Origin of the sequence: Micromonospora zingiberis, assembly GCF_004331455.1 — a bacterium.
GTDB classification, from domain to species: domain Bacteria; phylum Actinomycetota; class Actinomycetes; order Mycobacteriales; family Micromonosporaceae; genus Micromonospora; species Micromonospora zingiberis.
In genome coordinates this window covers 87,107-112,182 of record NZ_SJJR01000001.1, presented here as the reverse complement: position 1 = coordinate 112,182, position 25,076 = coordinate 87,107, and the positions used below count along the sequence as shown (strand labels likewise).

The window sequence follows — 25,076 nt, the reverse complement described above, 5'->3', positions numbered from 1 at the left end:
GTGCACCCCGGGCGCGTCGAGTCGGCGAAGCGCAGACGATCAAGCCCGGCGGGGCGGCATCATTCGGGTCGTGGGGACAGCGCGGGGGCATCGGTTGGTGCCGCACACCGCCGACGTACGGATCGAGGCGTGGGCGCCGGACCGGGCGGGGTGCCTGGCCGAGGCGGTCCGGGCGATGGTCGAGTCCTTCGCCGACCTCGCCCGGGCCCGGCCCCGTGCCGACCGGGAGTTCCATCCGGCGCCGGCCACCGACGAGGACCTGCTGGTCACCGTCCTCGACGAGGTGATCTTCCGGATGGAGACGGCGGACGAGCTGCCGGTCACCACCGAGGTGGCGCAGGACGTCGGCGGGCTGCGGGTGCACTGGGCCGTCACCCGGACCGGCGAGGTGGAGCTGATCGGCGCGGTACCGAAGGCGGTCTCCCTGCACGAGCTGCGCTTCGGCGGCGGCCACGCGGGCTGGTCCTGCGCGGTGACCCTGGACGTGTGAGCCGCAGCCGCCGGTGCGGCCACTCAGCCCTTGACCACGCCGAGCGGCACCAGCCGGGCCACCTTCCGGCACAGTCCGGCCCCCTCGGCCGCCTCGACCACGGCCGAGATGTCCTTGTACGCCGCCGGCATCTCCTCGGCCAGCCCGCGCCGGGACGCGCCGCGTACCGCGATGTCCCGGGCCTGGAGCTGGGCGCGCGGGTCCCCGCCCCGGCCGACCGCGACGGCCTGCTTGCGACTGCGCACCCGCCCGGCCCCGTGGCACGCGGAGGCGAAGGCGGGCGACCCGACCACCCCGGTCAGCACGTACGAGGCGGTGCCCATCGAGCCCGGGATGAGCACCGGCTGCCCGACGCCACGCAACTCCGCCGGCAGGTCGGGATGGCCGGGCGGCAGGGCCCGGGTGGCACCCTTGCGGTGTACGCACAACAGCCGCACGCCACCGTCCAGCGTATGGTCTTCGATCTTGGCCAGGTTGTGCGAGACGTCGTAGACCAGGTCGAGCCGCCGGCCCGTCTGCCGCTCGAAGATCCGGCCGACCGCGTGGGCGAGCAGCTGCCGGTTGGCCCGCGCGTAGTTCGCCGCGGCGGCCATCGCACCCAGGTACGCCCGACCGGCCGCGGAGTCGACCGGAGCGCAGGCCAACTGCCGGTCCGGCACGTGGATGCCGTACCGGCCCATCACCTTCTCCATGGCCCGCACGTGATCGGTGCAGATCTGGTGGCCGAGCCCGCGCGAACCGCAGTGGATCATCACGCAGACCTGGTCGGGGCGCAACCCGAACGCCTCGGCCACCGGCTCGTCGTACACCTGCTCGACGGCCTGCACCTCCAGAAAGTGGTTGCCGGAGCCGAGGCTGCCGACCTGGTGGGCGCCGCGCTCGATCGCCCGGTCACTGACCTGCGCCGGATCCGCGTCCTGCACCGCGCCGTAGTCCTCGCACCGGTGCAGGTCCCGCTCGACGCCGAAGCCGCGCCGCACGGCGTACCCGGAGCCGCCGCGCAGCACCGCCTCCAGTTCGTCGCGGCTGGTAAGTTGCCAGACCGCGCCGCTGCCCATGCCGCGCGGAGTGGCCGCGCTCAGCGCGTCCATCACCGCCTCCAGGCGCGGGCGCAGCTCGGCACGGTCAAGGTCGGCGGCGAGCAGTCGGACCCCGCAGGAGATGTCGAAACCGACCCCGCCGGGCGAGACCACCCCACCGGCGGCGATGTCGGTGGCGGCCACCCCGCCGATCGGGAAGCCGTAGCCCCAGTGCACGTCGGGCATGGCGTACGAGGCGCCGACGATACCGGGCAGGGTGGCGACGTTGGCCACCTGCTCCAGCGACCGGTCGCCCGCCGGGTCGGGCAGCAGCGCCCGGGACGCGAAGACCACCCCCGGCACCCGCATCGGATCACGCCGGTCGATCCGGAAACGGTACGGCGACTCCTCGACCAGCTCCACGCGCGGCGGCTACCCACCCGCGCGCCGACTACACCTGGGCATCCGCCGCCGCCCGCTCGCCACCGCCGTTTCGGCGGTATGGCGGCATCCGCTCGCGCCGGATGCCGCCATACCGCCGAAACGGAGTCGATCAACACCGGGCCGGGACGGGTCGCTACGACAGGTAGCGCCCGCGGTAGCGGCGGATGAGCCGCCACTGCACCAGGACCGCGGCGAGGGTCAGCACCATCATCACCAGGGTCGCCGCCGCCGCGTAGCCGTAGCGCAGATACTCGAAGCCGGTCTGGTAGACGAACAACGACAGGTAGGTGGTGGAGTACGGCGGCGGGCCGCCGTCGGTCACCACGAACGCCGGTACGAAGGTGAAGTGCAGACTGGCGATGGCGTCCCGGACCGCCAACAACGCCAGCACCGGGGCCATCAACGGCAGGGTGACCCGGCGGAACACGTCCCAGCCGGTGGCGTCCTCGATCGCGGCCAACTCGTACACGTCGCGGGGCAGCGCCCGCCGGGCCGCCAGCAACACCACGAAGGTCTCCCCCATGGTGAACAGGCTCATCAGGATGATGCCGGCGCGGGCGCTGGTCGGATCGGTCAACCACTGCGGCGGCGTACGCCCCAGCACCGTCAACCCGTGCTCGCCACCGATGCGCAACAGCTGGTTGATCGGCCCGTACAACGGGTTGAATAGCCACAGCCAGAGCAGGCCGTAGGCGATCTCGGGAACCGCGGTGGGCAGCAGCACGGTGGTGCGGGCGGTGCCGACACCGACCGCCCGGCGGTGCAGCAGCAGCGCCAGGCCGAGCGCCAGCAACACCCGCAGCGGTACGGCCACCAGCGCGAACACCACCGAGTTGAGCAACGCGACCCGGAAGATCGGGTCCTCGGTCAGGCCGACGAAGTTGTCCAACCCGGCCCAACTCGGCGGACGCAGCAGGTCGTACTCGGTGAACGCCAGCGCGAGCGTGACCAGGGCGGGCAGCAGCACCAGCCCGACCAGCCCGACCAGGTAGGGCGCCAGCATCAGCGCCAACTGCCGCCGCGACCGGGTGTCAGGCCGAGTCACTGTACGGGCCTTCGTTCGCGACTGCGGGGCTCGCAAACCCGGCTCACTCCTCGCACTCACGGGACGAACCGGTGACCGGTGGCGGGGTGGAACAGGTGGGCGTCGGCCCAGCGCACTGCTACCCGTACCGCTGCGGCCCGGTCCGGTCGGCGGGCGGCCGGCACCCGGGCGACCACCGGATGCCCGGTGGCCAGGGTGAGGTACGCGTAGGCGTCCTCGCCGATCACCTCGACCCGGTCGACGGTCGCCGGTGCGCCGTCGACGGCGTCGAGGGTGACCGCCTCGGGCCGGAACCCGAGCTCCAGTGGCTCGTCCGGCAGCGCCGGGGCGTCCCCGGTCGGCCGCAGCACGCCGTCGGCGGGCAGCAGGTTCATCGCCGGTGACCCGACGAACCGGGCGACGAAGCTGCTTGCCGGCGTACGCCAGATCTCGTCCGGGGTGCCGACCTGCTCGACCCGGCCGTCCCGCAGCACGGCGATGCGGTCGGCGAGGACCAGCGCCTCGGTCTGGTCGTGGGTGACGTGCACCATGGTCGCGCCGATCCGGTCGTGCAGGGCGCGCAGTTCGCTGCGCATCTCGGCGCGCAGCGACAGGTCCAGGTTGGACAGCGGCTCGTCGAGCAGGAACACGTCCGGTTCGCGGACCAGTGCCCGGGCCAGGGCGACCCGCTGACGCTCACCACCGGAGAGCTGCCCGGGACGGCGGTCGAGCAGCCCGGCACAGCCGACCGTCTCGGCCGCCGCGTGGGCCCGCTGCCGGGCCTCCCGGCGCGGTGTGTCCCGTACCTCCAAGCCGAAGGCGATGTTCTCGGCCACGCTCAGGTGCGGGAACAGTGCGTACGACTGGAAGACCATCGAGACGTTGCGCAGGCCCGGACGCAGGTCGGTGACGTCGCGGCCGGCGATGAGCACCCGGCCGGCGGTGACCGGTTCCAGTCCCGCCACCACCCGCAGCACCGTCGACTTGCCCGCGCCGGAGGGGCCGAGCACCACCAACAGCTCGCCCCGGGCGACGGTCAGGTCCACCTCGTGCAGGACGGTGGTGTCCCGGTAGGCGGCGCTGACGCCGTCGAGGATCAGCCCGCTCACCCGTTCTCCCCACGGGCGAACATCGGCCGGCTCTTGGTGTCCAGCTCCCGGATCACGTCGTCGAGCTTGTCGCCGCGATGCATGGCGTTCTCCAGGATTCCGTAGCTCAGATCCTCGATCTCCGGCCAGGTGGAGACGGTGGGCAGCGCCCGGACGGTGGGGATGGCGTCGAGGAAGACCTGCGAGTTGCGCGGCGGCTGGTTCGGATCCAGGAACGCCGATGAGCGGGACACCTCGATGTGCGACGGCACGGTACGCCCGGTCGCCGCGATGATCCGCTGCCCCTCGGCGTCCATCGCGTACTCCATGAACCGCCAGGCGGCGTCCTTGTTCTTCGACCCGGTGGTCATGCAGTACGCGTCGGAGTGCAGCACCCCGACCGGCTGCCGGTAGATCGGCAGCGGGGCGACGTCCCACTCGAAGTCGGTGATGGTGCGGAAGTTGGTGGTGGCCCGGCGGGAGGTCATCAGCATGGCGAGCCGGCCGTTGAGGAAACGCGACTCGTCGTCCTCCGCCTCCACCTCGGCGTCGGTCGGCACCACCCCGTACGCCAGGCGCAGGTCGACCAGGTTGCGCAGCGCCTCCCGGGCCGCCGGGCTGTCCAGGGCCAGCCGGGTGGGCCGTTGCGGGTCGTCGACGATCTCGCCGCCGTTGGACCAGACCAGCGGGGCGAGCCGGATGATCGACGGCTCCACGCCGAGGCCGTGCACGGCCGGGAGCCGGGCCGCCCCCTCCGCCTCGGTGCCCTTGATCACCAGGCCACGGTCGTCACGGGTCATCAGGGTGGCGGTGCCGACCAGGTCGTTCCAGCTCCAGCCGGCCTGCGGTTCGGGCACCCCGTACTTCGTGAACAGCGTGCGGTTGTAGTAGACGGCCAGGCTGGAGACGTTCTGCGGCAGGCACAACTGCGCGCCGTCCCACTTGAACGCCTCCATCGCCACCGGGTAGTAGTCGGCCGGGTCGAGCAGCGACGAGCCGGCGATCCGCTCGTCCAGCGACTCGACCACGCCCTTGGCGGCGAACTGGCCGTAGAAGCGGTAGTTCATCAGGAACACGTCCGGCGGGGCACCCCCGGCGACCGAGGTGGCCAGCCGGGCCAGCAGGTCCCTGCGGTCGCTGGCCTCGATCAGCTGGACCCGCTCGCCGGGCCGGGCGTCCTGGTACGCCTCGATCAGCGTGCGGTACGCGGCGAGTTCCTCCGGCGCCCCGAACACCAGCAGCTTGACCGGTGTCGAGGTGGCTGATCCGGAGCCGGAGCCACAGCCGGTGACGGCGAGCGTGGCGCAGAGCGCGAGGGCGAGCAGGGCTTTGCGTTTCATGGTCATCCCTCGGATCGGTCGTCGTAACGCAGGAAGCGCCGTTGGGCCAGGGCGAAGACCACCAGCGCGGGAACCGTGGCGATCACCGCCCCGGCCAGGAAGACGGGAAAGTTGGTCGGGTCCAGCAACGACAGTGAGCGCAACGCCAGCGGCAGGGTGAACAGGTCACGGTCGTAGACGTAGATCAGCGGGTCGAGGAAGTTGGACCAGGTGAGCACGAAGGTGAGCGCGGTGAGCGCCCCGGTGACCGGGCGCACCAGCGGCAACGCGACCCGCCACCAGGTGCGCAGCGGAGACAGGTCGGCCAGCTGGCAGGCGTCGTACAGATCGGTCGGCACGGCGCGGAAGGCCAGGTAGTAGACCAGCACGTAGAGCGGGGAGCTGCCCAGCAACGCCGGGGCGATCAGCGGTACGAGGGTGTCGGTCAGGCCGAGGAACCGGAAGATCGCGAAGCGGGGCACCAGCAGCGCGGTCGCCGGCACCATCAACGCCACCAGGGAGGCCGCCACCACCACGGCGGCGGTTCGCCGGGTCAGCCGGGCCAGCGCGAATCCGGCCAGCGAGGCGACCAGCACGCTCAGCGGCACCGCCAGCACGGCGACCAGCACCGAGTTGAACGCGGCGCGCAGCAGGCCGCCGAGGTCGAGGGCGCGCTGGTAGCCGGTGGTGGAGAGCGGGTCGGGTACCAGTTGCGGCGTCGGTGACGGCGGCAGGCCGGGTTCGGTGAGGGAACCGGCGACGAGCAGCAGCAGCGGCGGTACGAAGACCAGGACGACGAAGGCCGCGCCGAGCGTACGCCACAGTCGGGCGGCCCGCTCGGGCAGCGGCGAGGGGCCGCGGGTGCGGCCCCTCGCCAGGATTCTGCCGATGATCTGCGTCCCCTACCTCAGGCTGAGCTTCCAGGCGCCCAGCCCGTGCGAGGCGGCGTAGAGCACCCGCTCGCCCGGCACGATGGTCAGCCCGGCGACCTCGACGTTGGGCATGCCGCCCGCCGCCTTGGTCCAGGAGGTCTTGCCCTTGGGCAGCAGCAGGACGCCGAAGTCGGTGGCGGCGTACAGGTCGCCGGTGACGTCGTCGCGGACCAGGTCGGTGATCGGCTGGTCGCCGAAGTCGTACGACCGGTCGGTCCAGGTCGCCGCGTTGCCGGTGGCCTTCACCTCGTACGCGTGCCCCGGGGTGGTCGGGGTGTTGGAGCCGTAGCCGCTGTAGGAGATCCACGCCTTGGCCGGGTCGGCCGGGTCGATGTGGATGCTGGTGACGAAGCGGTTCGGCGTCGCGGCGGTGTCGACCCGGGTCCAGGTCACCGCCGATGCCGGTTCCGCGTCGGCGTTCCGGCTGACGAAGACCCGTCCGGTGCTGGTCGCCGCCCACGCGGTGGAGGTGTCGGAGTCGACCCGCTGGACCACGGAGACCGCGCCGCCGGCCCGGTCGCCCCAACCGGCGCCGGTCAGGTTGGTGGTGCCCAGCGGCTCCCAGTCACCGCAGACCGCCTCGTAGGTGCCGTTCCACGAGTTGCAGATCCGGTCGGCCTCGGCCAGGCTGCGGCCCCCCAGGCCGAAGGTCTTGGTGCGGTAGACCGACAGGCCGGTACCGGCGAACATGGTCCCGCTGACCTTCGGGTCGCTGATCACCGGCGCGTAGAACAGGTTGCCCGGCTGCCCGAAGATCGGGTCGGCGGTCCAGATCCAACTGCCGATGTCGCCGTCGGCGAAGCTCACCTCCGGGGTGACGTCGTAGTAGGTGTGGAACCGGAACTCGGGGCGGCCCACGTCCCAGCCGGAGGCGCCGCCGTCACCGATCATGGTGTTCACCCAGCGCTCACGCTTGCCCTTGTTCTCCCAGGTGCCGTTGTCCTGGGTGCCGCCCTGCAACAGGTTCACGTCGTGCGGGCTGACCGACAGGCTGATGAACTGGAGGGTGTTCATCCCCTTGTTGATCCCCTCCAGCTTGGCCGGGATCTTCGACAGCATCTGCCGGCAGCGGTCCTTCTGAGCCTGGAGGGTCAGGTTGCGGGCCGGGTTGTCACACCACGACGACCGGTCCACGAACTGGCCGTTGGAGCGCATCACCCCACCGTCGTTGGCCTCGAAGAACTGGTACGGGTTACGCGGGTGGGTGACCAGGGCGTGCTGGTCGGGGTGCAGGCCGTTGGGGTGCAGCTCGTCGGTGCCGTCGTAGGTCATGTCGGTGCCGCTGACCCCGGCGTCGGTGGAGAGCACCACAGCGCGCTTGTTGGCCACGTTCTCGCCGTAGGAGTAGCTGCCACCGGTGTAGACGATGTCCGGGTGGCCCGGCGGGGTGTGCACGAAGACGTCGTACCAGCACTGGCCGGTGCACTGGTTGTAGGTGGCGAAGCCCGGATCGGCCGGGTTGGAACTGGTCAGGTCGGCGAACGCCGGTGCGCCGGCGGCCACGTCGTCACTGCGGAACAGCCGCGAGTACGGGGTGCCGGTGTTGCCCTCGTAGACGTACATCCGGGTCTTGCCGCCGGGCAGCGCGGTCACGTCGATCGCCGGGCGGGTGGTCGGCAACGCCGCGTTGAGCGACGGCTTGATCTGCGTCCAGGTGCTGCCGGCGTCCGTCGAACGCCACACCCCGCGCGCGTACGACGAGGCGTAGACGATGTTGGCGTTACGCGGGTCGAGCTTGACCTGGCGTACGCCGCGCGGCGAGCAGCTGGTGGTGTTGTTGTACTCGGCGATGGTGCCGGTGCACTCGGCGGCGTTGGCCGTGCCGTTGTGCAGGAAGGTCCAGCTCTTGCCGCCGTTCGTGGACTTGTACAGGCCCCACTTCGCCGCGTCGGGCACCGGTCGGGTGACCCCACCGCAGCAGGAACTCGACATGCCGCGCAGCGCCGTGGTGGTGGCCACGTACAGCGTCTTCGGGTCGCCCGGCTTGATGGTGATCTCACCGATGCCCTTGCCGGCGAGCACGTCCTTGCCGAGCGGGCCGGACCAGGTCAGGCCGCCGTTCGTGGACTTGTACAGGCCGACCCCGGCGACACAGCCGGAGGCGCAGGTGTTCGCCTCACCGGTGCCGACGTAGATGGTCAGCCCGGTACGGTCGTTGCGGTCGATGGTCACCGCCCCGGCCGCGTTGATGCCCAGCGGACCGCCCAGGTAGAACCACTTCGGCTCGGCGGCGAGGATGTTCAGGGTGCCCCAGACACCGCCGCCGGCCGGCGTGACGTACGCCCGGCAGAGCAGCTGGTTGCAGTCCGGGCTGATGTCGATCGAGGTGACCCGGCCACCCGCGACATACTCGTTGGGCACATAGTTGAACGCGTTGCGGTACTCGGTGAACGGGTAGAGGGCCTCGCTGGGGCCGATGTTGGTCCACTGCCGGCTGCCCTTGAACCGCTTGTCGGCGGCGGTGTACGCCGCCCTGGACCGGTCCATCTGGGCGATGGTGATCGCGTCGGCGGGATAGGCGCGCTCGAGGAACTCCTGCCCGGCGGCGCCACCGGGGCCGTCCGGGGCCATGCCACCATCGCCGGGTACGGCCTGGCGTAGCCGTTCCAGGTGAGCGCCGAGCGCGTTGGGCATCTCACCGTCGCCGACGGCGGCGGGAGACGGCACCTCGGCGCCGGCATAGTGGATTCCGACGAGACCGGTCGACACCATCAGGGTGCCGACCGCCAAGCCAACGAGCAGATGGCGACGTCTACGCTTCACCAGGGTCCCTCCGGCATGAAGGCGTCACCGCAGCGCGGCAAGCCGGATTGGCGACCGTCACTGGCAGCGTCCACGGTGGAATATCCCAGAGGGATCCACCCCAAGCAATAGCCCCGCCCACCCCACCCTCACCCCACGGCACTCCCCCACGCTCTGCGCTCCCACACGCACGGCACTCCCCCACGCGACCACCCCGCACGCGACGACAGCCCAGGCGCGGTGACCCTCGCGGCACCCCACACGCGGCGAGGCCCCCGCGCCGCGGCACTCCAGCGGCGATCATGCACTTTCGGTCTCGACAAAAGCCGCGAGCGTGCCATTTCGGCGACCAGAAGTGCAAGATCGACGGCGCGGGCAACGCGGGCGGCGGGCGGCGGGCGGCGGACGGCGGGCGGCGGGCGGCGGGCGGCGGGCGGCGGGCGGCGGGCGGCGGGCGGCGGGCGGCGGGCGGCGGGCGGCGGGCGGCGAATAGTGTTTGGGAGTTCGGTGGGGGTTGGGCGGCTAGGTCGGGGCGTGCGGGTGGGGAGGATCGGCGGGATGAGTGGGGCGGGCGTCAGGGAGCTGCGGGGAGACTGTGCCCGTTGCTTCGGTCTGTGCTGCGTCGCTCCCGCCTTCGCCGCGTCTGCCGACTTCGCGGTCGACAAACCCGCCGGACAGCCGTGCGGCAACCTGCGCACCGACTTCGGCTGCGGCATTCACGCCGAGCTACGGGCGCGTGGCTTCCCCGGTTGCACCGTCTTCGACTGCTTCGGCGCCGGCCAGCGGGTGGCGCAGGAGACCTTCGGCGGCCGGGACTGGCGTTCCGCGCCGGCGAGCGCCGGGCAGATGTTCGACGTCTTCGCGGTGATGCGTTCGCTGCACGAGCTGCTCTGGTACCTGACCGAGGCGCTCCGGTTGCACCCGCCGGCCGAGCTGGCTGAGCAACTGTCGGCCGCCCGGGCCGAGACCGACACGTTGGCCTCGGGCACCGCGCAGGAGTTGCTCACCCTCGACGTCGACGGGCACCGCGCGAAGCTGAACGTGCTGTTGTCGCGTACCGCCGAACTGGCCCGGACGCGCGGCGGCGCTGCCGGCCCCGACCACCGGGGCGGCGTGTTCGTCGGCCGCGACCTGCGCCGGGCCGGCCTACGCGGGGCGAACCTGCGCGGCGCGACGCTCATCGGGGCGGACCTGCGTGGCGTGGACCTGGCCCGAGCCGACCTGACCGGCGCCGACCTACGCGGGGCCGACCTGCGCGGCGCGGACCTGTCCGGCGCCCTGTTCCTGCACCAGTCGCAGGTCGATGCCGCCCGCGGCGACCGGCAGACCGGCCTGCCTACCGGGCTCAGCCGCCCAGCCCACTGGTCGGCGCTGCCGCTGACCCCACGCCCCACCGACCGGCGCCCGAAACGGCGCTGACTGGCGGGCCGGGCAGGGCCGGCGCCACGGCCGGGCAGGGGCGCAACGCCTGTCGCGGTGCCATTGCCCGACGCGCCCGCCGGCAAGGACCACTCCGATGCCCTCGGTGTCGTTGCCGGCAGCGATCGGCGCGCGTGGTGGGCCGGGCGTCAGACGGTGGCGGCCCGCGCCTCAGTCATCCCCTGGTTGGCCAGCGCGTCGGCCCGCTCGTTCTCCGGGTGCCCGTTGTGTCCCTTGACCCACAGCCAGGTGACCTGGTGTCGGGCGCAGGCCGCCTCCAGTTGCTGCCACAGGTCGGCGTTCTTCACCGGCTGCTTGGCGGCAGTCCGCCAACCGTTGCGCTTCCAGGACGCCAGCCAGCTGGTGATGCCGTTGCGCACGTACGTGCTGTCGGTGTGCAGCTCGACCGTGACCGGGCGGGTGAGGCTCTCCAGGGCCCTGATCGCGGCGGTCAGTTCCATCCGGTTGTTGGTGGTCGGGGTGGCCTCGCCGCCGCACAGTTCCCGCTCGTGGGTGCCGTAACGCAACACCACACCCCAGCCTCCGGGCCCCGGGTTGCCGCTGCACGCGCCGTCGGTCCAGATCTGCACGACCCGGCCGGTCGCCTCGTCCACCATGCCGCCAAACCTACCTAAGCTGCCCCCGCCCGCGCGGTGGCGGGCCCGCCGGATGGTCGGTTCCGACGACCGGCGGCGGCACCGTCCAGGCCGGTCGACGCGACGGCACGACACGATCGCGTACGCGGCTCACGGCATCGCCCACCGTGGCGGCGACCATCGGGAGCAGTCGGGTCGAGCGCATCACGGCCAGATCCTCCGCCGCCGTGGTGGCCCCGTCGAGGAAGCGCAGTACCCGTGACGCCGGATTGCGGTCGAAGAGTCGGCCGAAGAACTCCGGGCCGCCGACCAGGTCACGGTCCAGCGCCCGGAGCGCCACCGCGTCCATCCACCGGTGGCGGCGAGGGTACGCGGGCGAAGGCACCGGCGGCCTTCCGGCGGACAGTGCCTGGGCCACCTGCTCGGCCTGCCGGTACATGGCCGAGAAGGTGAACCCGGTGGACGGGCGGGTGGCACCGCCGGCCGTGCCCAGACGTACCACCCGGGGCGAGGGTCGGGCGACGAAAGGTCCGTCGGTCATCGGAATGACGCCGTTCTCGACCTCCCGAACGGTGAACCGGGCCTGGTCCAGACCGAGCAGGTCACAGTAGCCGGCCAGGGCGCGATCGTAGGCCGCCCCGGTGAGCAGGTCTGGTGAGAACTCGGTGTACTCGACCAGCGCGTACCGGCTGTTGACCGGCAGCACGTACCCGAAGGACACCCCGCGGGCCGGTTGCGGCGTGCGAAAGTCCATCAACACGGCCCGGGTCGGGTCGAACACCGGCCGGTCCGCTGCCAGCCACCAGCCGCGGAAATGCTGCAACCAGTTCGTCCGCCCGGGCCGATCCGGTGGTCGCGGCCGGGAGTCCAGCACCCAACCGGCCCGCAGCGCCGGCCCGCCCGCTCCGGTGCCCACCAGCACACCGTCGCCATGGTCGGACAAGCTGTCGGCACCGGCGGCAACGCGGATCACGCCCAGCCGCCGCTCGGCCTCGGCGACTCGGTCGTAGATCGGAGCGGAGCGGAGCATGGCGTACCGCAGCGGGGCGACGTCCAGAGTGCGCTGCGCTTCGGCGGTTACCACCTCGACCTGCGACCAGCTCGCGCTGAGCAACTCGTCCAGGTCGTTGCCCGGCTGGTCCCAGAACGCCCAGGTCCGGTCCTGGCCCCGCCGGTGCACCGGATCGACGACAGCGACGCGTAGGTCGTCCACGCCGTGGCGGGCCAGCGCAGCCAACACGAGCGAAGCAGCCCCACCCCCGCCGACCAGGGCAAGGTCGACGTCGACCGGCGCACAACCCACCCACCCACGCTCCCATACCCACCCGCCCAGGCTGAAGGAAGGGCACCTTCTTAACGTCTGAGGTAGAGGAAGGGCCCCCTTTTAACAGCCCGGGCCCAGCCGGTGCAGAGGCGCCGACGCCCGGCCGAGCCGGGTCGGGTTGGGGTGGGCCGGGTCGGGGTGGGCCGGGCCGGGGTGGGCCGGGCCGGGGTGGGCCGGGGTGGGCCGGGCCGGGGTGGGCCGGGGTGGGCCGGGCCGGGGAAGGCAGGGCGAGCACCTCGCCCACCAGGGCGTCGTGCACCGGGCCAGGCGGGCCGGGCCAGGCGGGGCTGTGCCGGATCGGGGGTGGTGGGGAGCCGGATCGGGGGTGGTGGAGACGGCGTTGGCCGGCACCCGGGTTCGGGTGCCGGCCAACGGTTTATTGCTCCCCCTGTGAAGGAATGTCAGCTGTTCCAGTGCTGGGTGACCAGGTCGGCGGCCTGCTGCTCCCACTGGGCGTAGTGATCCGGGTACGCCGACACCTGCACCGTCTGGGCGGCCTTGGTCAGCGGCATGTCCTGCCACCCGTCGACCTGCTTGAGGCCCTTGAGGAACGCGGTGGTGGAGTACTCGGGGTCGGTGATCTGCTCGACCGTGCCCCAACCGCTGGAGGGGCGCTGCTGGAACAGGCCCTGCGAGTCGTGGTCGTTACGGTCACCGAGGTGGCCGAGGTTCTCCAGCTTCGACTCCTGCAGGGAGGTGGCGATCGCGACCACGGCGGCACGCTCGTCCATACCGGCCTTCTTCGTCGCCGAGATGATCGCCTTCACACTCGCGACCTGCTCACCGTCGAGGTCGATACGGGACTGGGCACCCTGCACACCATGCGGAATCAACTTGCTCGTGTCCGGCTTGTCGGCCTGCACCCCCACCGGGGCCGTCTTCACCGGCGCGATATCGGCGTGGGCGGCGACCGGGCCGGCGAACACCCCACCGGCGAACGCGACACCAGCGATACCCAGAACAGTCTTACGCAGCAACGAAGTCATGACCAAAGCTCCATTCGGGGGTAGACGCCACCCGCCACAAGGGGACGGCAAGCAACGCAAACGCCGTCAGGCGCTAAAAGACAAAAGAGGGAAAGAGGTCCGGCTGACTCGCGGGGTGGGGGGCCTCGCGGCGCCGGGACCATGTGTAACGACCGGCCGGGCCAGGTCATTCCGAAATCCGCCCGCCGACCACACCGACCAGCACCGCCACCGAAGCGGGCGGTGGTCGTGACCAGGAGCCTCTGGGGGTGGGGTCTCTTGCTCGGTCGGTCGGAGGGTATAACGCCCCGGCCCCGGGACCGATTCCCGTCGCCGCGGCCGATCGACCCTCCAGAACCGGACATCCCACCGATCAACCCCCAGCCCGGCGGTGAACACCCACCGCCCGCCCAGGACCTACCGGGGGCATCCGCCCGGTCGCCGCCACGGTTACGCCGGAACGGCGGCATCCGGGGCAGCGAGAAACCGCCATTCCGGCGCAACGGAGTCGATCACCGCGAGGCGGCCCGGGCGGGACGCAAGCATGTCGCCAGCGTCTCCGACGGTGGACACGGGACGGCAACAAGGATTTCTCATTTTCACCGGATCGGGTCCCAAGCCCACCTAGTGTTGGGCACACCGGTGCTAGTCGCGGAGTTGGCCACCCGAACGACGTCCTACGCAGTCAGCGGACGAAAAGTGAGGGAAGACGCGTATGAAGGCAACCCAAGTTCTCGTACCAGTGGCGAGCGGTATCGCCCTCGGGGCGCTGCTGCTGCCGGGCACCGCGCTCGCCGACACCACAGTGTCACCGTCGACCACTCCGGTCGGGGGCACGGTCGTGCTCACCGCGACCAACTGCAACCCGAACTCCGGTGACGCGATCTTCCACGTCACCGGTCCCGATCGTGACCAGAATGTCCGGTCCACCACTGCTGCGGCCAGTGGCGGGTTGAGCGCGGAACTGTTCACCGCCGGCTTCACCCTGGGTACGTACACCGTGGCAGCCACCTGCGGCGACGGCACCCCCGACGGCAGCGCGACCTTCACGGTCACCCCGATCGGCGGTGCGCAGGCCGGCGGACGGGACGGCACCGGCGGCGGCGGAACCCTGGCGGTCGGGGCGACGCTGCTCGTCACCTCTCTCGGCGGCGCCGTCATCCTGGCCCGGCGCCGTCGCCACGCGGCCCAGGCCGCGACGCTCTGACCGACTCACACTCCATCCGGCCACGGGTGCCCGCGCCGCGCCACGGCACGGGCACCCGAGTCACGGCCCGGTGCCGGGTGCCCGCCCGGCAACGGCAACGGCAACGGCAACGGCAACGGGCATCTGAGCACCCCCTCACGAAGGCAAGCCGCCGGACGCGGGAACGGGAGGTACGTGGTGCGAGGGCTGGGTCGCCTCCTGGTCACGCTGCTGGCGGTGGCCGGGCTCGCGCTGGTCGGCGTCGGCCTGGCGAGGCTGCCAGCCCGGCCGCCACAGCCCGACGGCACCGGTCCGCCGCCGCAGTTGGTCACCGCGCCGAGCTTGCCGCCGCTGCTCCGCGCCGACCCCGTCGAGGTCCGGATTCCCCGCATCGGCGTACGCGCGCCGCTGGTCCCGGTCGCCGCTGATCGGGCGGGGGCGCTGGAGGTGCCACCGTTGGATCGGCCCGGGGTGGCTGGTTGGTACCGGCCAGGGGTCAGCCCGGGTGAATCCGGCAACGCGGTGCTCGTGGGCCACGTCGACGCTCCGGATGGGCCGGCGGTCTTCTTCGAGCTGGGACGGCTGCGTCCCGGCGACACCGTCCACATCGCTCGGGCCGACGCCACCGTGGTCCGGTTCGCCGTCGATGCTGTCGAGGCGTACCCCAAGGAGAGCTTCCCCACCGACCTGGTCTACGGTCCCGGCACGGCCGCCGGGTTGCGCCTGATCACCTGCGGTGGCCGGTTCGACCAGGGCAGCGGCGAGTATGTCGACAACGTGATCGTGTTCGCTACCCGTACGGCGTGAGGCCCTACGGCCGGTCGCGGGCGTTTGACCGTCGCAGTGCCGGGAAGACCGTGCGTCCACGGCAGATCCCGAGGAGCGACGGATGGCGGACGCAGGACGAGCCAGGAAGCACACCGGAGCACGCAAGGCTCCGGCGCCGCGCAAGGTGGCGGCGAAGAAGGTGGCCACGGCGTCGAAACGGGCCACCGGGGCCACGGCCGCGAAGTCGCCGGGCGGTAGGCCCACAGCGACGTCCCCGCGCGCCGCCCGCAAGAAGGCCGTCTCCGCCACGGCCACGCCGACCCGTCGGCCCACCGCGAAGGCGACGGCGGCGAAGAAGACCACCACCCCGAAGACGGGAAACGCCGCGAAGACGGCGCCGGCGGTCAAGAAGGCGGCGGCGGTGGCGAAGGCGTCCGGAGCGACGCGTACAGCCGCGAGGAAGGCGCCCGGAGCGACGCGTACGGCCGCGAAGAAGGCGCCCGGAGCCACGAAGACGGCGGCCAAGAAGACTCCCGGAACCACGCGTACGGCGGCGAAGCGGGCCCCGGTCGGTAAGGCCGCCGGCTCGACGGCGCCGGCGCAGAAGACGACCACGAGGAAGACGGCGACGCGCAAGACGACGGCCTCGCAGGCAGCGGCGTCACGGTCCCGGGCGGCCAGCACCACACCGGCGAAGAAGGCGACGACGATGGAGTCGTTCGGCAGCCGGCGGGGTGCGCGTACCGGATCGCGGTGAGCGCCCCGGCGTTCGTCGGGGAGGCGCGGGCCCGGTCCGGGGCGTGATCGGTGGTTCTGCCGTCCTACTCGCGGGACAGTCGCGTGAGGAATTCCCGCACCCGTTCCCGGGCCCGGTCGGTGATCTCCGGGCCGTGGGTGAAGGCGGCCACGTCGTACTCCAGTTCACCGAGCACGTGGGCGGTGAGTTGGGTCATCTCGAAGTCGGTGCAGAACAGCTTCACCGGCCACCGGACGCCGGACACGTTGAACAACGCGTCGCCGGTGATCAGCACCCGGGTCGGTTCGTGCAGCAGCGAGACGTGCCCCGGTGAGTGACCCGGGGTGTGCAGTACGCGCAGCCCGCCGCCGACGTCGTCGAGCAGGTCCCCGTCGGCCAGCGGCTGGGCCACCTCGAAGGCGGGGAAACGCCCCGAGGCCAGCCGGGTAAACAACCGGGCACCACGGATCGTCGGGTCGCGCGGCGGCGACTCGCCCGCCTCGGCGTACGGCACGTCGGCGGCGTGCAGGGCGAGCGTGGCGCCGGTACGGCGGGCCACCTCGGCCGCCCCACCGACATGATCGGGGTGGGCATGGGTGAGCACGATCCGGGTGACGTCGGCGGGGCGTTTGCCGATCGCGGCGAGCCCTCGCACGATCCGGGCCGGTGCCCGCTTCACCCCGCAGTCCACCAGGGTGACGCTGCCGTCGTCACTTTCCAGGGCGTACGAGTTGATGAAGGCCCGGCCGACGGTGGGGATGCGCCAGACGCCGGGAGCGAGGGCGATTACGGGTGACCGCGCCATCGGCGCAACTTACCATCCATCGCTCCCGATGCCCTGGGTGACGGGGTACCCCGGCGTGTCCGGCCCAGATGCGCGCGGCGAGGATGGCGGGATGGCCAGACAAGACAGCAGAGGGTCGGCGCGGGTCGACCCGATCGGGGCCTGCCCGTGCGGGCGGGGCCTGCCGTACCCGGACTGTTGCGGGCGGCTGCACAGCGGTGCGGCGCAGGCGCCGACGGCCGAGGCGCTGATGCGTTCCCGGTACGCCGCCTTCGCCGTCGGTGACTCGGACTACCTGCTGCGCACTTGGCACACCAGCACCCGGCCGGCGCGGCTGCCGCTCGATCCGGGCCAGCGGTGGACCGGGCTTGAGGTCGTCGCCACCGAGCAGGGTGGGCTGTTCGACAGCACGGGCACCGTCGAGTTCCGCGCCCACTACCGCGAGGGCACCCAGACCGGCACGATGACCGAGCGCAGCCGCTTCGTCCGCGCCGACGGCCGATGGGTCTACCTGGACGTCGACCAGCCCTGACGACCGCCCGCCTGCTACCCGCACGCCGGTCAGACCGCAGCACGCCACGCCACCACCCAAGCCGGCACGCCGGTCACGGCCCAGACCGCTGACGGTCACCACGCCCGGGCCGGACGCCGGTCACCGCCCAGGGCGCCACGCTCGTCACGCCGCCCTCCGGCCACGCGACGCTTCGGGCCGGCACGCCGGTGGCGGCGCCCAGGCCGCCACGCTCGTCACGCCGGCCCCCGGCGGCCGAGCGGGGATCACGCGACGCTCCGGGCGGGTGGCACGGGGTCGGTCACCGCTCGCGTCGGATGCGGTCGGCCCCCGCCCAGCATCAGCACCGCGATCAGCAGGTACGGCAGGGCGGCGACGGCGAAGGCCACCTCGTTGCCGGTAGCGGTGGCCACCACGCCGTACCCGATGTAGACGGCGATGGTGATCAGCTCGGTCGACATTCCGGCCAGCGAGGTGACGGTGGCCCGTTCCGTGCCGGTGATCCTGGCCTGCAACCGTGCGTCGGCCAGGACCGAGGCGAGTTGGAAACCGCAGAACGCCCCGGCGAGCAGCAGGAAGCCGGCCGGATGCCGCAACAACGCGCCACCGGCCAGGGCCAGTGCCGAACCGACCAGCAGGAGGGCGTACCCCCGGGTGTGCAGCCGCTCGCCGACCGGTGCGAGCAGGCCACCGGCCACCTGCCCGATCGCGAGGAGCAGGAGCAGCAGCGGCACCGTGGTCAGGGCGACGCCGGTGTCCCGGGCCAGCAGGGGGGTGTACTCCTCCAGTGCGCCCCAGGTCGCGGTCACCACCGCGACCAGCAGCACGCCGGCGCGTACCCGGCGGTCCCGCCGGGCCTCGGCGACCCCACTGCGCAGGCCCTGCCACCAGTTGGGCTCGTCGGCGGCCGGGTCCGGTGCTTCGCTGACCGTGCCGGCGGGCCGGCGGTGTTCGGGGAAGCGGGCGGCGACGGCGGCGGCGAGCAGGCACGCCGCGACACTGGCCAGGCCGATCGCGGGATAACCGCCGAGCCCGAGTACCGGCCCGGCCAGCAGGATCGACCCGAGTACGCCGATGGTGCCGGCGGTGCGGGCCCGGCCGATGGTGCGGGCGTAGCGGTGGGCGACGCCGAGATGGTCGAGTTCGTCGAAGACCAGTGCTTCGAGCGCACCAGAGGCGAGTGCACCGCCGGCTCCCCAGAGCACGAACCCGATGGCGAACGCCGGATAGGTCGGCACGAGCGTCCAGAGGGCAAAGCCGGCGGCGGTGCACAGCGGCGCGAGGCAGAGCATCAGGCGCCGCGAGGTGGCGTCGGCCCAGGCGCCGGAGGGCACCTCCAGGGCGATGCTGGCCACCGACCAGATCACGAACAGCGAGGAGATCTGCCCGACCGACAGGCCACTGTCGGCGAACAGCAGGGCGTACACCGGGTAGAGCAGGACCAGGTCGGTGAGGAACGCGTACGCGTAGAGGGTGGACGCCAGGCGGCGGCCACCTGCGGGGGTGGGAATCATGAGGCCTTCCGGGTGGGACGGGTTGACGGACGCCGGTGCTACGGCGACCGCAGGCGGCCCACGGCCTCGGGTGGGGCATCAATGTCGCCAGTTCATGGCGGCGATGGTAGCGGGCGGCGGGGCGCGACGCTGCCCGCATTTCGCGCGGTGACGGGACCGCCCGGACCCCGTCACCGCGCGGGTGTCAGCGGCGGGGTTCGTCGGTCCTCGGCAGGATCATCGTCGAGTCGCTGTCGTCGGAGCCGCGCTGCGCCGGCACCTCGGGTGCCGGTGCGGTGATCTGGGTGGCCTCCGGGTCGTCCTGGCGCGGCAGCGGGGTCGTCGGGTCGCTGTCGATGCCGGGGGCGTTGACCACCTGGGTGGCCTCCGGATCGTCGTACCCGGAGACGCCTGCCGGCCCGGTGTGCAGCGGCGCGGCCGAGGTGGTCGCGGCGGGGGCCGCCGCGCTGAAGCTCGGCTCGGCGGGGGCCGGTGCGGCAAAGCTCGGCTCGGTGCCGGCCGGTGCGGCAAAGCTCGGCTCGGTGGTGGCAGCGGGGCCGGCCGGCTCGGCGAAGCGCTGCTCGGCGCGGCGCTGCTCGGCGCGGCGCTGCTCGGCGCGGCGCTGCTCGGCGCGGCGCTGCTCGGCGTCGCGGCGGCCGGCGGAGTAGGCCCGGGCGTGCTCGGTGATGGTCCGCGACTCCTGCTCGGCGCGGGACAGCCAGGACTCCCAACGGCTCTGCATGGGCCGGACCAGTCCGCCACCGACACCGACGACCAGGATGCCGCCGACGGTGGCCAGCACGGCGATCAGCACCGGAGTGGTCACCGCGGTGGCGACCCCCACCTGGTTGAGCGCGGCGATGATGCCGAGACCGAGGATGAACGCCGAGGCGATGGTGGCCAGCAGCCGGCCGTACGACAGGCCGCCGAGTGCCCCGGAGATGATGTCCTTCACCGCGCTGGCGATCGCCGCCGCGACGACCACGATGACGATCGCGACGAAGGCGCGCGGCAGCCAGGCGATGACGCCGGCGATCAGGTCCGAGATCGGGTTCGGCCCCCAGATACCGAACGCCAGGTAGAGGGTGAGCAGCAGGACGCCGTAGTAGGCCAGCCGGGCGACGATGTCGCTGGCGTCGTACCGGGAGTGGGCCAGGGCCCGACGGATGCCGCCGCGCTCGACGGCGCGGTCGAAGCCGACGCGCTCCAGCAGCCGGTCCACGATCTTCAGGACCGCCTTGGCGATCAGCCAACCGGCCACCAGGATCGCCACGAAGGCGACGGCTCTGGGCAGGAAAAGAAGTATCGAACGGAGGGTCTCCCCCACCGCGTCACCGAAATTGTCTCGCATCGGATGGTCCTCCACAGGGACGGATGGTTCGTCCGGCCCGACCTACCCGGCTGGCCCACGGAGGAAACGCCACCGGCCGAGCCGTACCGGGCCCGGCGGGCCCGAAGCTGGGCCACGGGCGGGACGACACCCGCTGACGGCACGTTTGGCCAGGCACGGCGGCGGAAAGTGTGGCGAGATGAGATGGGCCCGTCACGCCGTACCCGCCGCCGCCGTCGCCGCCGTCGCCGCACTCGCCGCCCGGGATCTGCTGCAACGCGAACACGCGCTGCTGCGCAACTTCCCGCTCCTCGGCCGGGTCCGCTACCTGCTGGAATCGGTCGGGCCGGAGCTGCGGCAGTACATCGTGGCCGGCAACGACGAGGAACGACCATTTACCCGCGACCAGCGGCGGTGGGTGTACGCCTCGGCCAAGCAGCAGAACAACTACTTCGGGTTCGGCACCGACAACGACATCGAGTTCACCCCCGGCTACCCCATCATCAAGCACCGTACGTTCGGTCGGGCGGTGCCACCGTCCGCGCCGACCGTCGGGCACGAGGTGCGGTTGCCGTGCGCGAAGGTGCTCGGCGCGCCCCGGGGACGGGCCCGTGCGTTCCGGCCGGAATCGGTGGTGACCATCTCGGGGATGAGCTTCGGCTCGCTGTCCGGGCCGGCGGTCGAGGCGTTGAACCGTGGCGCGGCGCTCGCCGGTTGCCTGCACAACACCGGCGAGGGTGGGCTGTCGCCGTACCACCGGCACGGCGGTGAGTTGGTCTTCCAGCTCGGCACCGCGTACTTCGGTTGCCGCGACGATCGGGGCCGTTTCGACCTGGCCCGCCTGAAGGACCTGGTGGCCGAGGCGCCGGTGCGGGCGCTGGAGATCAAACTCAGCCAGGGCGCCAAGCCCAGCCTCGGCGGCCTGCTACCGGCGGCGAAGGTGTCGGCGGAGATCGCCGCGACCCGGGGCATCCCGGTCGGCCGGGACTGCGTGAGCCCGTCGCGGCACGCCGAGTTCTCCGACTGCGACAGCCTGCTCGACTGGGTGGAACTGCTGGCCGCCGAGACCGGCCTGCCGGTCGGCATCAAGTCCGCCGTCGGTGATCTCGACTTCTGGACCGAACTGACCGACCTGATGCGCGACACCGGTCGCGGCGTCGACTTCGTCACCGTCGACGGCGGCGAGGGTGGCACCGGCGCCGCGCCACTGATCTTCAGCGACTCGGTGTCGCTGCCGTTCCAACAGGGCTTCAGCCGGGTCTACTCGACCTTCGCCGAACGTGATCTGCACGAGCAGGTGGTCTTCGTCGGCTCCGGCAAGCTGGGCCTGCCCGACAACGCGACGGTCGCCTTCGCGCTCGGCTGCGACCTGGTGGCCGTCGGCCGGGAGGCGATGCTGGCGATCGGGTGCATCCAGGCTCAGAAGTGCCACGCCGACACCTGCCCGACCGGTGTGGCCACCCAGAACGCCTGGCTGGCCCGTGGCCTCGACCCGAGGTCGAAGGCGGTCCGGGCCGCGCACTACGTGAAGACCCTGCGGCGGGACCTGATGAAGGTCGCCGAGGCGTGCGGCGTCGAACATCCAGGGCTGATCGACGCCGACGCCGTCGAGATCCTCGGCGGCCGAACCACCTCCACCCCACTTCGCGAGGTGTACGGCTACCGCCCGGGGTGGGGACTGCCGTCGGCGGCCGACCGGGCGGCCATCGTGGACCTGATGTCCCTTGAGGCACCGCAGGGTGGCAGCGCCACCCCGTCGCCGACCGCTCGGCGCTGACCTCGCACCCCAGCGGGCCGGCCGTGGGGTGCCATGCTGGCGGGGTGACACCCACTCGCCTTGGTCGTCGTCGACACCGCCGCCCTCAGCGGCCCGGTCGCCCCGGCGGGCTCGCCCGGTCGGGCAGCGGCGGCGGCATCCGATGGCGCTGAGCGACGCGGAGTTGGCCGTCACCGCCGCCCAGCGCGGCGCGGCGGTGGTCCTTGCCCGCTACGGGACGACACTGGCCCGTACGGCGAAGGCGGCCGGTGACTTCGCCACCGTCGCCGACATCGAGGCGGAACAGGCCATCCTCAGGGTGCTCCGGGAGGTCCGCCCCGGCGACCAGGTGCTGGCCGAGGAGAGCGGGCGTACCGGTGCCGGCGACAACGGCCGTACCTGGCTGGTCGATCCGCTGTGCGGGACGCTGAACTACGCCGCACGTACGATGCTCGCCTCGGTGAACGTCGCCCTGCGCGTGGACGGGACGCCGACCGTCGCCGCCTGCGCGGACCCGTTCGCGGCCGAGGTGTTCTGGACCGACGGCAACCAGGCCCGGGTACGCCGCGACGGACGCGACGAGCCGATGGAGCCGTCGGCCGCCTCCGGGCTGGTCGAGGTCAACCTCGATCCGCCCCATCCCAACGCGCCGGTGTTCCGGGCGGTCCGGCTGCTCGCCGAGCCGGACTTCGTGGCGCGTTTCCGGCCCCGGGTGGTGTCGACCACGCTGGCCGTGGCCTGGGTGGCCGCCGGCCGGCGCGCCGGGTACGTCACCGACGGCCCGGTGGGCGACAGCGTCCACTTCGCCGCCGGCCTGGCCCTGTGCCGGGCCGCCGGCTGCGTGGTCACCGGGCTGGCCGGGCAACCGCCGCGCACCGGCGTGGGCGGCCTGCTCGTGGCGGCCGACGAGGAGACCCACGAGGCCCTGTCCGGTCTCGTCGCGCGACAGTTCGCGGCAGGTCACACCCGCTTTTAGTACACCTGTGCGAGGATGGCCGGGTGTTGGGCGAGGCCACCATCCTGCATGCCGACCTGGACGCGTTCTACGCCTCGGTCGAGCAACGTGACGACCCACGGCTGCGGGGCCGTGCGGTGATCGTCGGCGGTGGCGTGGTGCTGGCCGCCAGTTACCAGGCCAAGGCCCGGGGCGTACGCAGTGGCATGGGAGGCGGGCAGGCGCGCCGGCTGTGCCCGGAGGCGGTCGTCGTACCGCCCCGGATGGCGGCCTACAATGCGGCCAGCCGGGCGGTCTTCGAGATCTTCCGGCAGACCACACCCCTGGTCGAAGGACTCTCCATCGACGAGGCGTTCCTCGACGTCGGCGGCCTGCGCCGCCTGGTCGGGCCACCGGCCGACATCGCCGCCGAGTTACGCCAGGCCATCCGGCACCAGGTCGGACTGCCGATCACGGTCGGGGTGGCCCGGACGAAGTTCCTCGCCAAGGTGGCCAGTGGAGTGGCCAAGCCGGACGGCCTGCTGGTCGTGCCGCCGGCCGGGGAACTGGCTTTCCTGCACCCGCTGCCGGTCGAGCGACTGTGGGGAGTCGGGCCGGTCACCGCCGGGAAGCTCCGCCAGCATCGGATCCGTACCGTCGGTGAGGTGGCCCGCCTCGGCGAGGCGACGCTGGTCTCCCTGCTCGGTGGCGGCGCCGGGCGGCACCTGCACGCGCTGGCGCACAACCATGACCCGCGCCCGGTGCAGATGGGTCGACGCCGGGGCTCGATGGGCGCGCAACACGCTCTGGGGCGATCGGGGCAGTCCTCGGCCGAGTTGGAGGCGATCCTCGCGGGCCTGGTCGACCGGGTCACCCGGCGACTACGGTCAGCCGCCCGAACCGGGCGGACCATCACCCTGCGACTGCGCTTCGCCGACTACACCCGGGCCACCCGCTCCCGCACGCTGGCCAAGGCGACCGCCGACACCGGCACCGTGCTCGGCGCCGCCCGCGCACTGCTGCGGACGGCGCAGCCCGAGATCGAGCGGCGCGGCGTCACGCTGATCGGTGTCGCGGTCGGCAATCTGGGCGACGGGCACGTCCAACTCACGCTGCCCTGGCACCCCGACCCCTCCGCCGACCTGGACGCCGCCGTCGACGCGGTCCGCGAGCGCTTCGGCTCCACCGCCCTGACCCGTGCGGTGCTGCTCGGCCACGACACCGGCCCGGAGATGCCCCTGTTGCCCGACTGAGCCGGCCCTCGGTGACGAACACCTCAGGTGGTGCGGGTGGACCGCTCAGAGCCCACCCGCACCGGAGAGGTCCGCTGCTCACCAGCGGCCCGGTGAGCTTGGCCCGGTCAGCTCAGCGACCGGACGACGTGTCGGCGCTCCGATCCGCCACCAGAGCCAGCCGGTCTCCGCCACCTCGGGCGGTGCGCCGGGCCGCTGGTTGCGGGTACGCGACGGTGCGGACGCCCAACGACGGCGCAGGTCGCCAGAGGACGTCGAGGAGCGCACCGTCCGGCCGTGACACCCGGTGTCGCTCCCGATAGCCGAGGCGACGGTAGAGGCGACGGTCGGCGTCGTTGTGTGTCTCGGCGTACATCGGCAGGCCGAGGGTGTCCATCAGCCGGTGGCTGCCGGTGAGCACCGCTGCGGCCTGGGCGGCCCGGTCGGCGTCCGGCGGTGCCGCGAGGATCGCCAGGTGGTTGTGGGCCTCCTGCGGTCGTCGCGCGGCGAGGACCTGCTCCAGCCGGCGGAAGCGTACGACGTGCTCGCCGCAGGCGTCCTCGATGCGCTCCTCGTAGCGGGGCGGTGGTGGGGTCGGACGGTAGCGGTGGAACCAGACGGTCGCCGCCGCCCCGTCCTTGAGCAGGAACGCGTCGCCGAACAGTAGCGCGTGTTCGATCCAGATGCGGGCGGCGGCGGCCAGCACGGCGGGACGCCGCCGCTGGTCGGGCACGAGCCAGGCCCCGAGTGTGGTGGGGGCGACGGTGGCGGTCACGAGGTCGACGATCCAGTCGATGTCGCGCCATCGGGCGCGGTTGACCGGCGGGGAAAGGTGCATGGGAACTCCTGGTGAGGCGAAAGTCCGAGTGGCGCGGGGGCGCTGGTCCGGCGTCGCGCGCACGTACGCGGGCGGCGGGCGGACCGGTGACGCACGGCCGCGATCGCAGCCGTCAGGTGGTGCGCTGGCCGACCGTCACGGTTGCG

21 protein-coding genes and 1 pseudogene are annotated in these 25,076 nt (G+C 72.5%); 9 read left to right on the top strand and 13 right to left on the bottom strand.

Annotation, left to right across the window (positions count from 1 at the left end):
• Positions 1-70 precede the first annotated feature (70 nt).
• A complete protein-coding gene (locus tag E0H26_RS00465) occupies positions 71-490 on the top strand; it encodes an archease (RefSeq protein ID WP_131299367.1) in 420 nt (139 codons plus the stop codon).
• A 23-nt stretch (positions 491-513) separates the two neighbouring features.
• Here E0H26_RS00465 and E0H26_RS00460 read toward each other — a convergent pair whose 3' ends face one another.
• From E0H26_RS00460 to E0H26_RS00435, 6 genes are all read right to left on the bottom strand, one after another.
• Entirely contained in the window at positions 514-1,932 is a 1,419-nt protein-coding gene (locus E0H26_RS00460; protein WP_131299364.1) for an RtcB family protein, read from the bottom strand.
• 154 nt (positions 1,933-2,086) lie between these two features.
• Complete coding sequence (locus tag E0H26_RS00455; protein ID WP_131300443.1) at positions 2,087-2,956, bottom strand: carbohydrate ABC transporter permease; 870 nt, start codon at positions 2,954-2,956, stop codon at positions 2,087-2,089.
• A 98-nt stretch (positions 2,957-3,054) separates the two neighbouring features.
• Complete coding sequence (locus E0H26_RS00450) at positions 3,055-4,086, bottom strand: ABC transporter ATP-binding protein (RefSeq protein WP_131299361.1); 1,032 nt, start codon at positions 4,084-4,086, stop codon at positions 3,055-3,057.
• Positions 4,083-5,405: an ABC transporter substrate-binding protein gene (locus E0H26_RS00445; RefSeq protein ID WP_131299359.1), complete on the bottom strand. Its 1,323-nt coding sequence runs from the start codon at positions 5,403-5,405 to the stop codon at positions 4,083-4,085. The genes E0H26_RS00450 and E0H26_RS00445 overlap by 4 nt, the downstream gene beginning before the upstream one ends.
• A gap of 2 nt (positions 5,406-5,407) precedes the next feature.
• Positions 5,408-6,262, bottom strand: coding sequence for a carbohydrate ABC transporter permease (locus E0H26_RS00440; RefSeq protein ID WP_206024820.1), 855 nt, complete (start codon positions 6,260-6,262; stop codon positions 5,408-5,410).
• 24 nt (positions 6,263-6,286) lie between these two features.
• Positions 6,287-9,079, bottom strand: a complete 2,793-nt coding sequence (locus tag E0H26_RS00435) for a beta propeller repeat protein (protein WP_131299353.1) — start codon at positions 9,077-9,079, stop codon at positions 6,287-6,289.
• Between the two features lie 537 nt (positions 9,080-9,616).
• Between E0H26_RS00435 and E0H26_RS00430 the strand changes: the two genes are divergently transcribed.
• Positions 9,617-10,477 (top strand): pentapeptide repeat-containing protein, encoded by an 861-nt coding sequence (locus E0H26_RS00430; protein WP_131299350.1) that lies wholly within the window; start codon positions 9,617-9,619, stop codon positions 10,475-10,477.
• Positions 10,478-10,626: 149 nt separating this feature from the next.
• On the opposite strand, the gene rnhA is transcribed toward E0H26_RS00430, so the two are convergent.
• From rnhA to E0H26_RS00415, 3 genes are all read right to left on the bottom strand, one after another.
• Complete coding sequence (gene rnhA / locus E0H26_RS00425; protein WP_131299347.1) at positions 10,627-11,094, bottom strand: ribonuclease HI; 468 nt, start codon at positions 11,092-11,094, stop codon at positions 10,627-10,629.
• 10 nt (positions 11,095-11,104) lie between these two features.
• Positions 11,105-12,376, bottom strand: coding sequence for a lycopene cyclase family protein (locus E0H26_RS00420; RefSeq protein ID WP_131299344.1), 1,272 nt, complete (start codon positions 12,374-12,376; stop codon positions 11,105-11,107).
• A 422-nt stretch (positions 12,377-12,798) separates the two neighbouring features.
• Positions 12,799-13,383 (bottom strand): hypothetical protein, encoded by a 585-nt coding sequence (locus E0H26_RS00415; protein ID WP_131299341.1) that lies wholly within the window; start codon positions 13,381-13,383, stop codon positions 12,799-12,801.
• 694 nt (positions 13,384-14,077) lie between these two features.
• Here E0H26_RS00415 and E0H26_RS00410 point away from each other — a divergent pair.
• The 3 genes from E0H26_RS00410 (at position 14,078) to E0H26_RS00400 (ending at position 16,073) form a co-directional block, all read left to right on the top strand.
• On the top strand, positions 14,078-14,569 hold the full coding sequence (locus E0H26_RS00410; protein WP_131299339.1) for a hypothetical protein: 492 nt from the start codon (positions 14,078-14,080) through the stop codon (positions 14,567-14,569).
• Between the two features lie 177 nt (positions 14,570-14,746).
• Entirely contained in the window at positions 14,747-15,355 is a 609-nt protein-coding gene (locus E0H26_RS00405; RefSeq protein WP_131299336.1) for a class F sortase, read from the top strand.
• Positions 15,356-15,437: 82 nt separating this feature from the next.
• A complete protein-coding gene (locus E0H26_RS00400; protein ID WP_131299333.1) occupies positions 15,438-16,073 on the top strand; it encodes a histone H1 in 636 nt (211 codons plus the stop codon).
• A gap of 64 nt (positions 16,074-16,137) precedes the next feature.
• Here the strand turns inward: E0H26_RS00400 and E0H26_RS00395 are convergent, their stop codons facing one another.
• The gene (locus E0H26_RS00395) at positions 16,138-16,857 is read right to left on the bottom strand and encodes an MBL fold metallo-hydrolase (protein ID WP_131299330.1); all 720 of its coding nucleotides are present in this window, start codon (positions 16,855-16,857) and stop codon (positions 16,138-16,140) included.
• A gap of 91 nt (positions 16,858-16,948) precedes the next feature.
• Between E0H26_RS00395 and E0H26_RS00390 the strand changes: the two genes are divergently transcribed.
• The gene (locus tag E0H26_RS00390) at positions 16,949-17,368 is read left to right on the top strand and encodes a YchJ family protein (protein WP_131299327.1); all 420 of its coding nucleotides are present in this window, start codon (positions 16,949-16,951) and stop codon (positions 17,366-17,368) included.
• 245 nt (positions 17,369-17,613) lie between these two features.
• Here the strand turns inward: E0H26_RS00390 and E0H26_RS00385 are convergent, their stop codons facing one another.
• Both E0H26_RS00385 and E0H26_RS29695 read right to left on the bottom strand, forming a co-directional pair.
• A complete protein-coding gene (locus E0H26_RS00385; RefSeq protein ID WP_131299324.1) occupies positions 17,614-18,861 on the bottom strand; it encodes an MFS transporter in 1,248 nt (415 codons plus the stop codon).
• A gap of 618 nt (positions 18,862-19,479) precedes the next feature.
• A pseudogene (locus E0H26_RS29695) lies at positions 19,480-20,191 on the bottom strand (membrane protein); the annotation flags it as partial.
• A gap of 178 nt (positions 20,192-20,369) precedes the next feature.
• On the opposite strand from E0H26_RS29695, the gene E0H26_RS00375 reads away from it, so the two are divergent.
• The 3 genes from E0H26_RS00375 (at position 20,370) to dinB (ending at position 24,113) form a co-directional block, all read left to right on the top strand.
• Entirely contained in the window at positions 20,370-21,947 is a 1,578-nt protein-coding gene (locus E0H26_RS00375; protein ID WP_131299318.1) for an FMN-binding glutamate synthase family protein, read from the top strand.
• A 142-nt stretch (positions 21,948-22,089) separates the two neighbouring features.
• A complete protein-coding gene (locus tag E0H26_RS00370) occupies positions 22,090-22,902 on the top strand; it encodes an inositol monophosphatase family protein (RefSeq protein ID WP_131299315.1) in 813 nt (270 codons plus the stop codon).
• A 23-nt stretch (positions 22,903-22,925) separates the two neighbouring features.
• On the top strand, positions 22,926-24,113 hold the full coding sequence (gene dinB, locus E0H26_RS00365; protein WP_131299311.1) for a DNA polymerase IV: 1,188 nt from the start codon (positions 22,926-22,928) through the stop codon (positions 24,111-24,113).
• A 112-nt stretch (positions 24,114-24,225) separates the two neighbouring features.
• Here dinB and E0H26_RS00360 read toward each other — a convergent pair whose 3' ends face one another.
• Positions 24,226-24,930, bottom strand: coding sequence for a hypothetical protein (locus E0H26_RS00360; protein WP_131299308.1), 705 nt, complete (start codon positions 24,928-24,930; stop codon positions 24,226-24,228).
• Between the last annotated feature and the right edge of the window lie 146 nt (positions 24,931-25,076).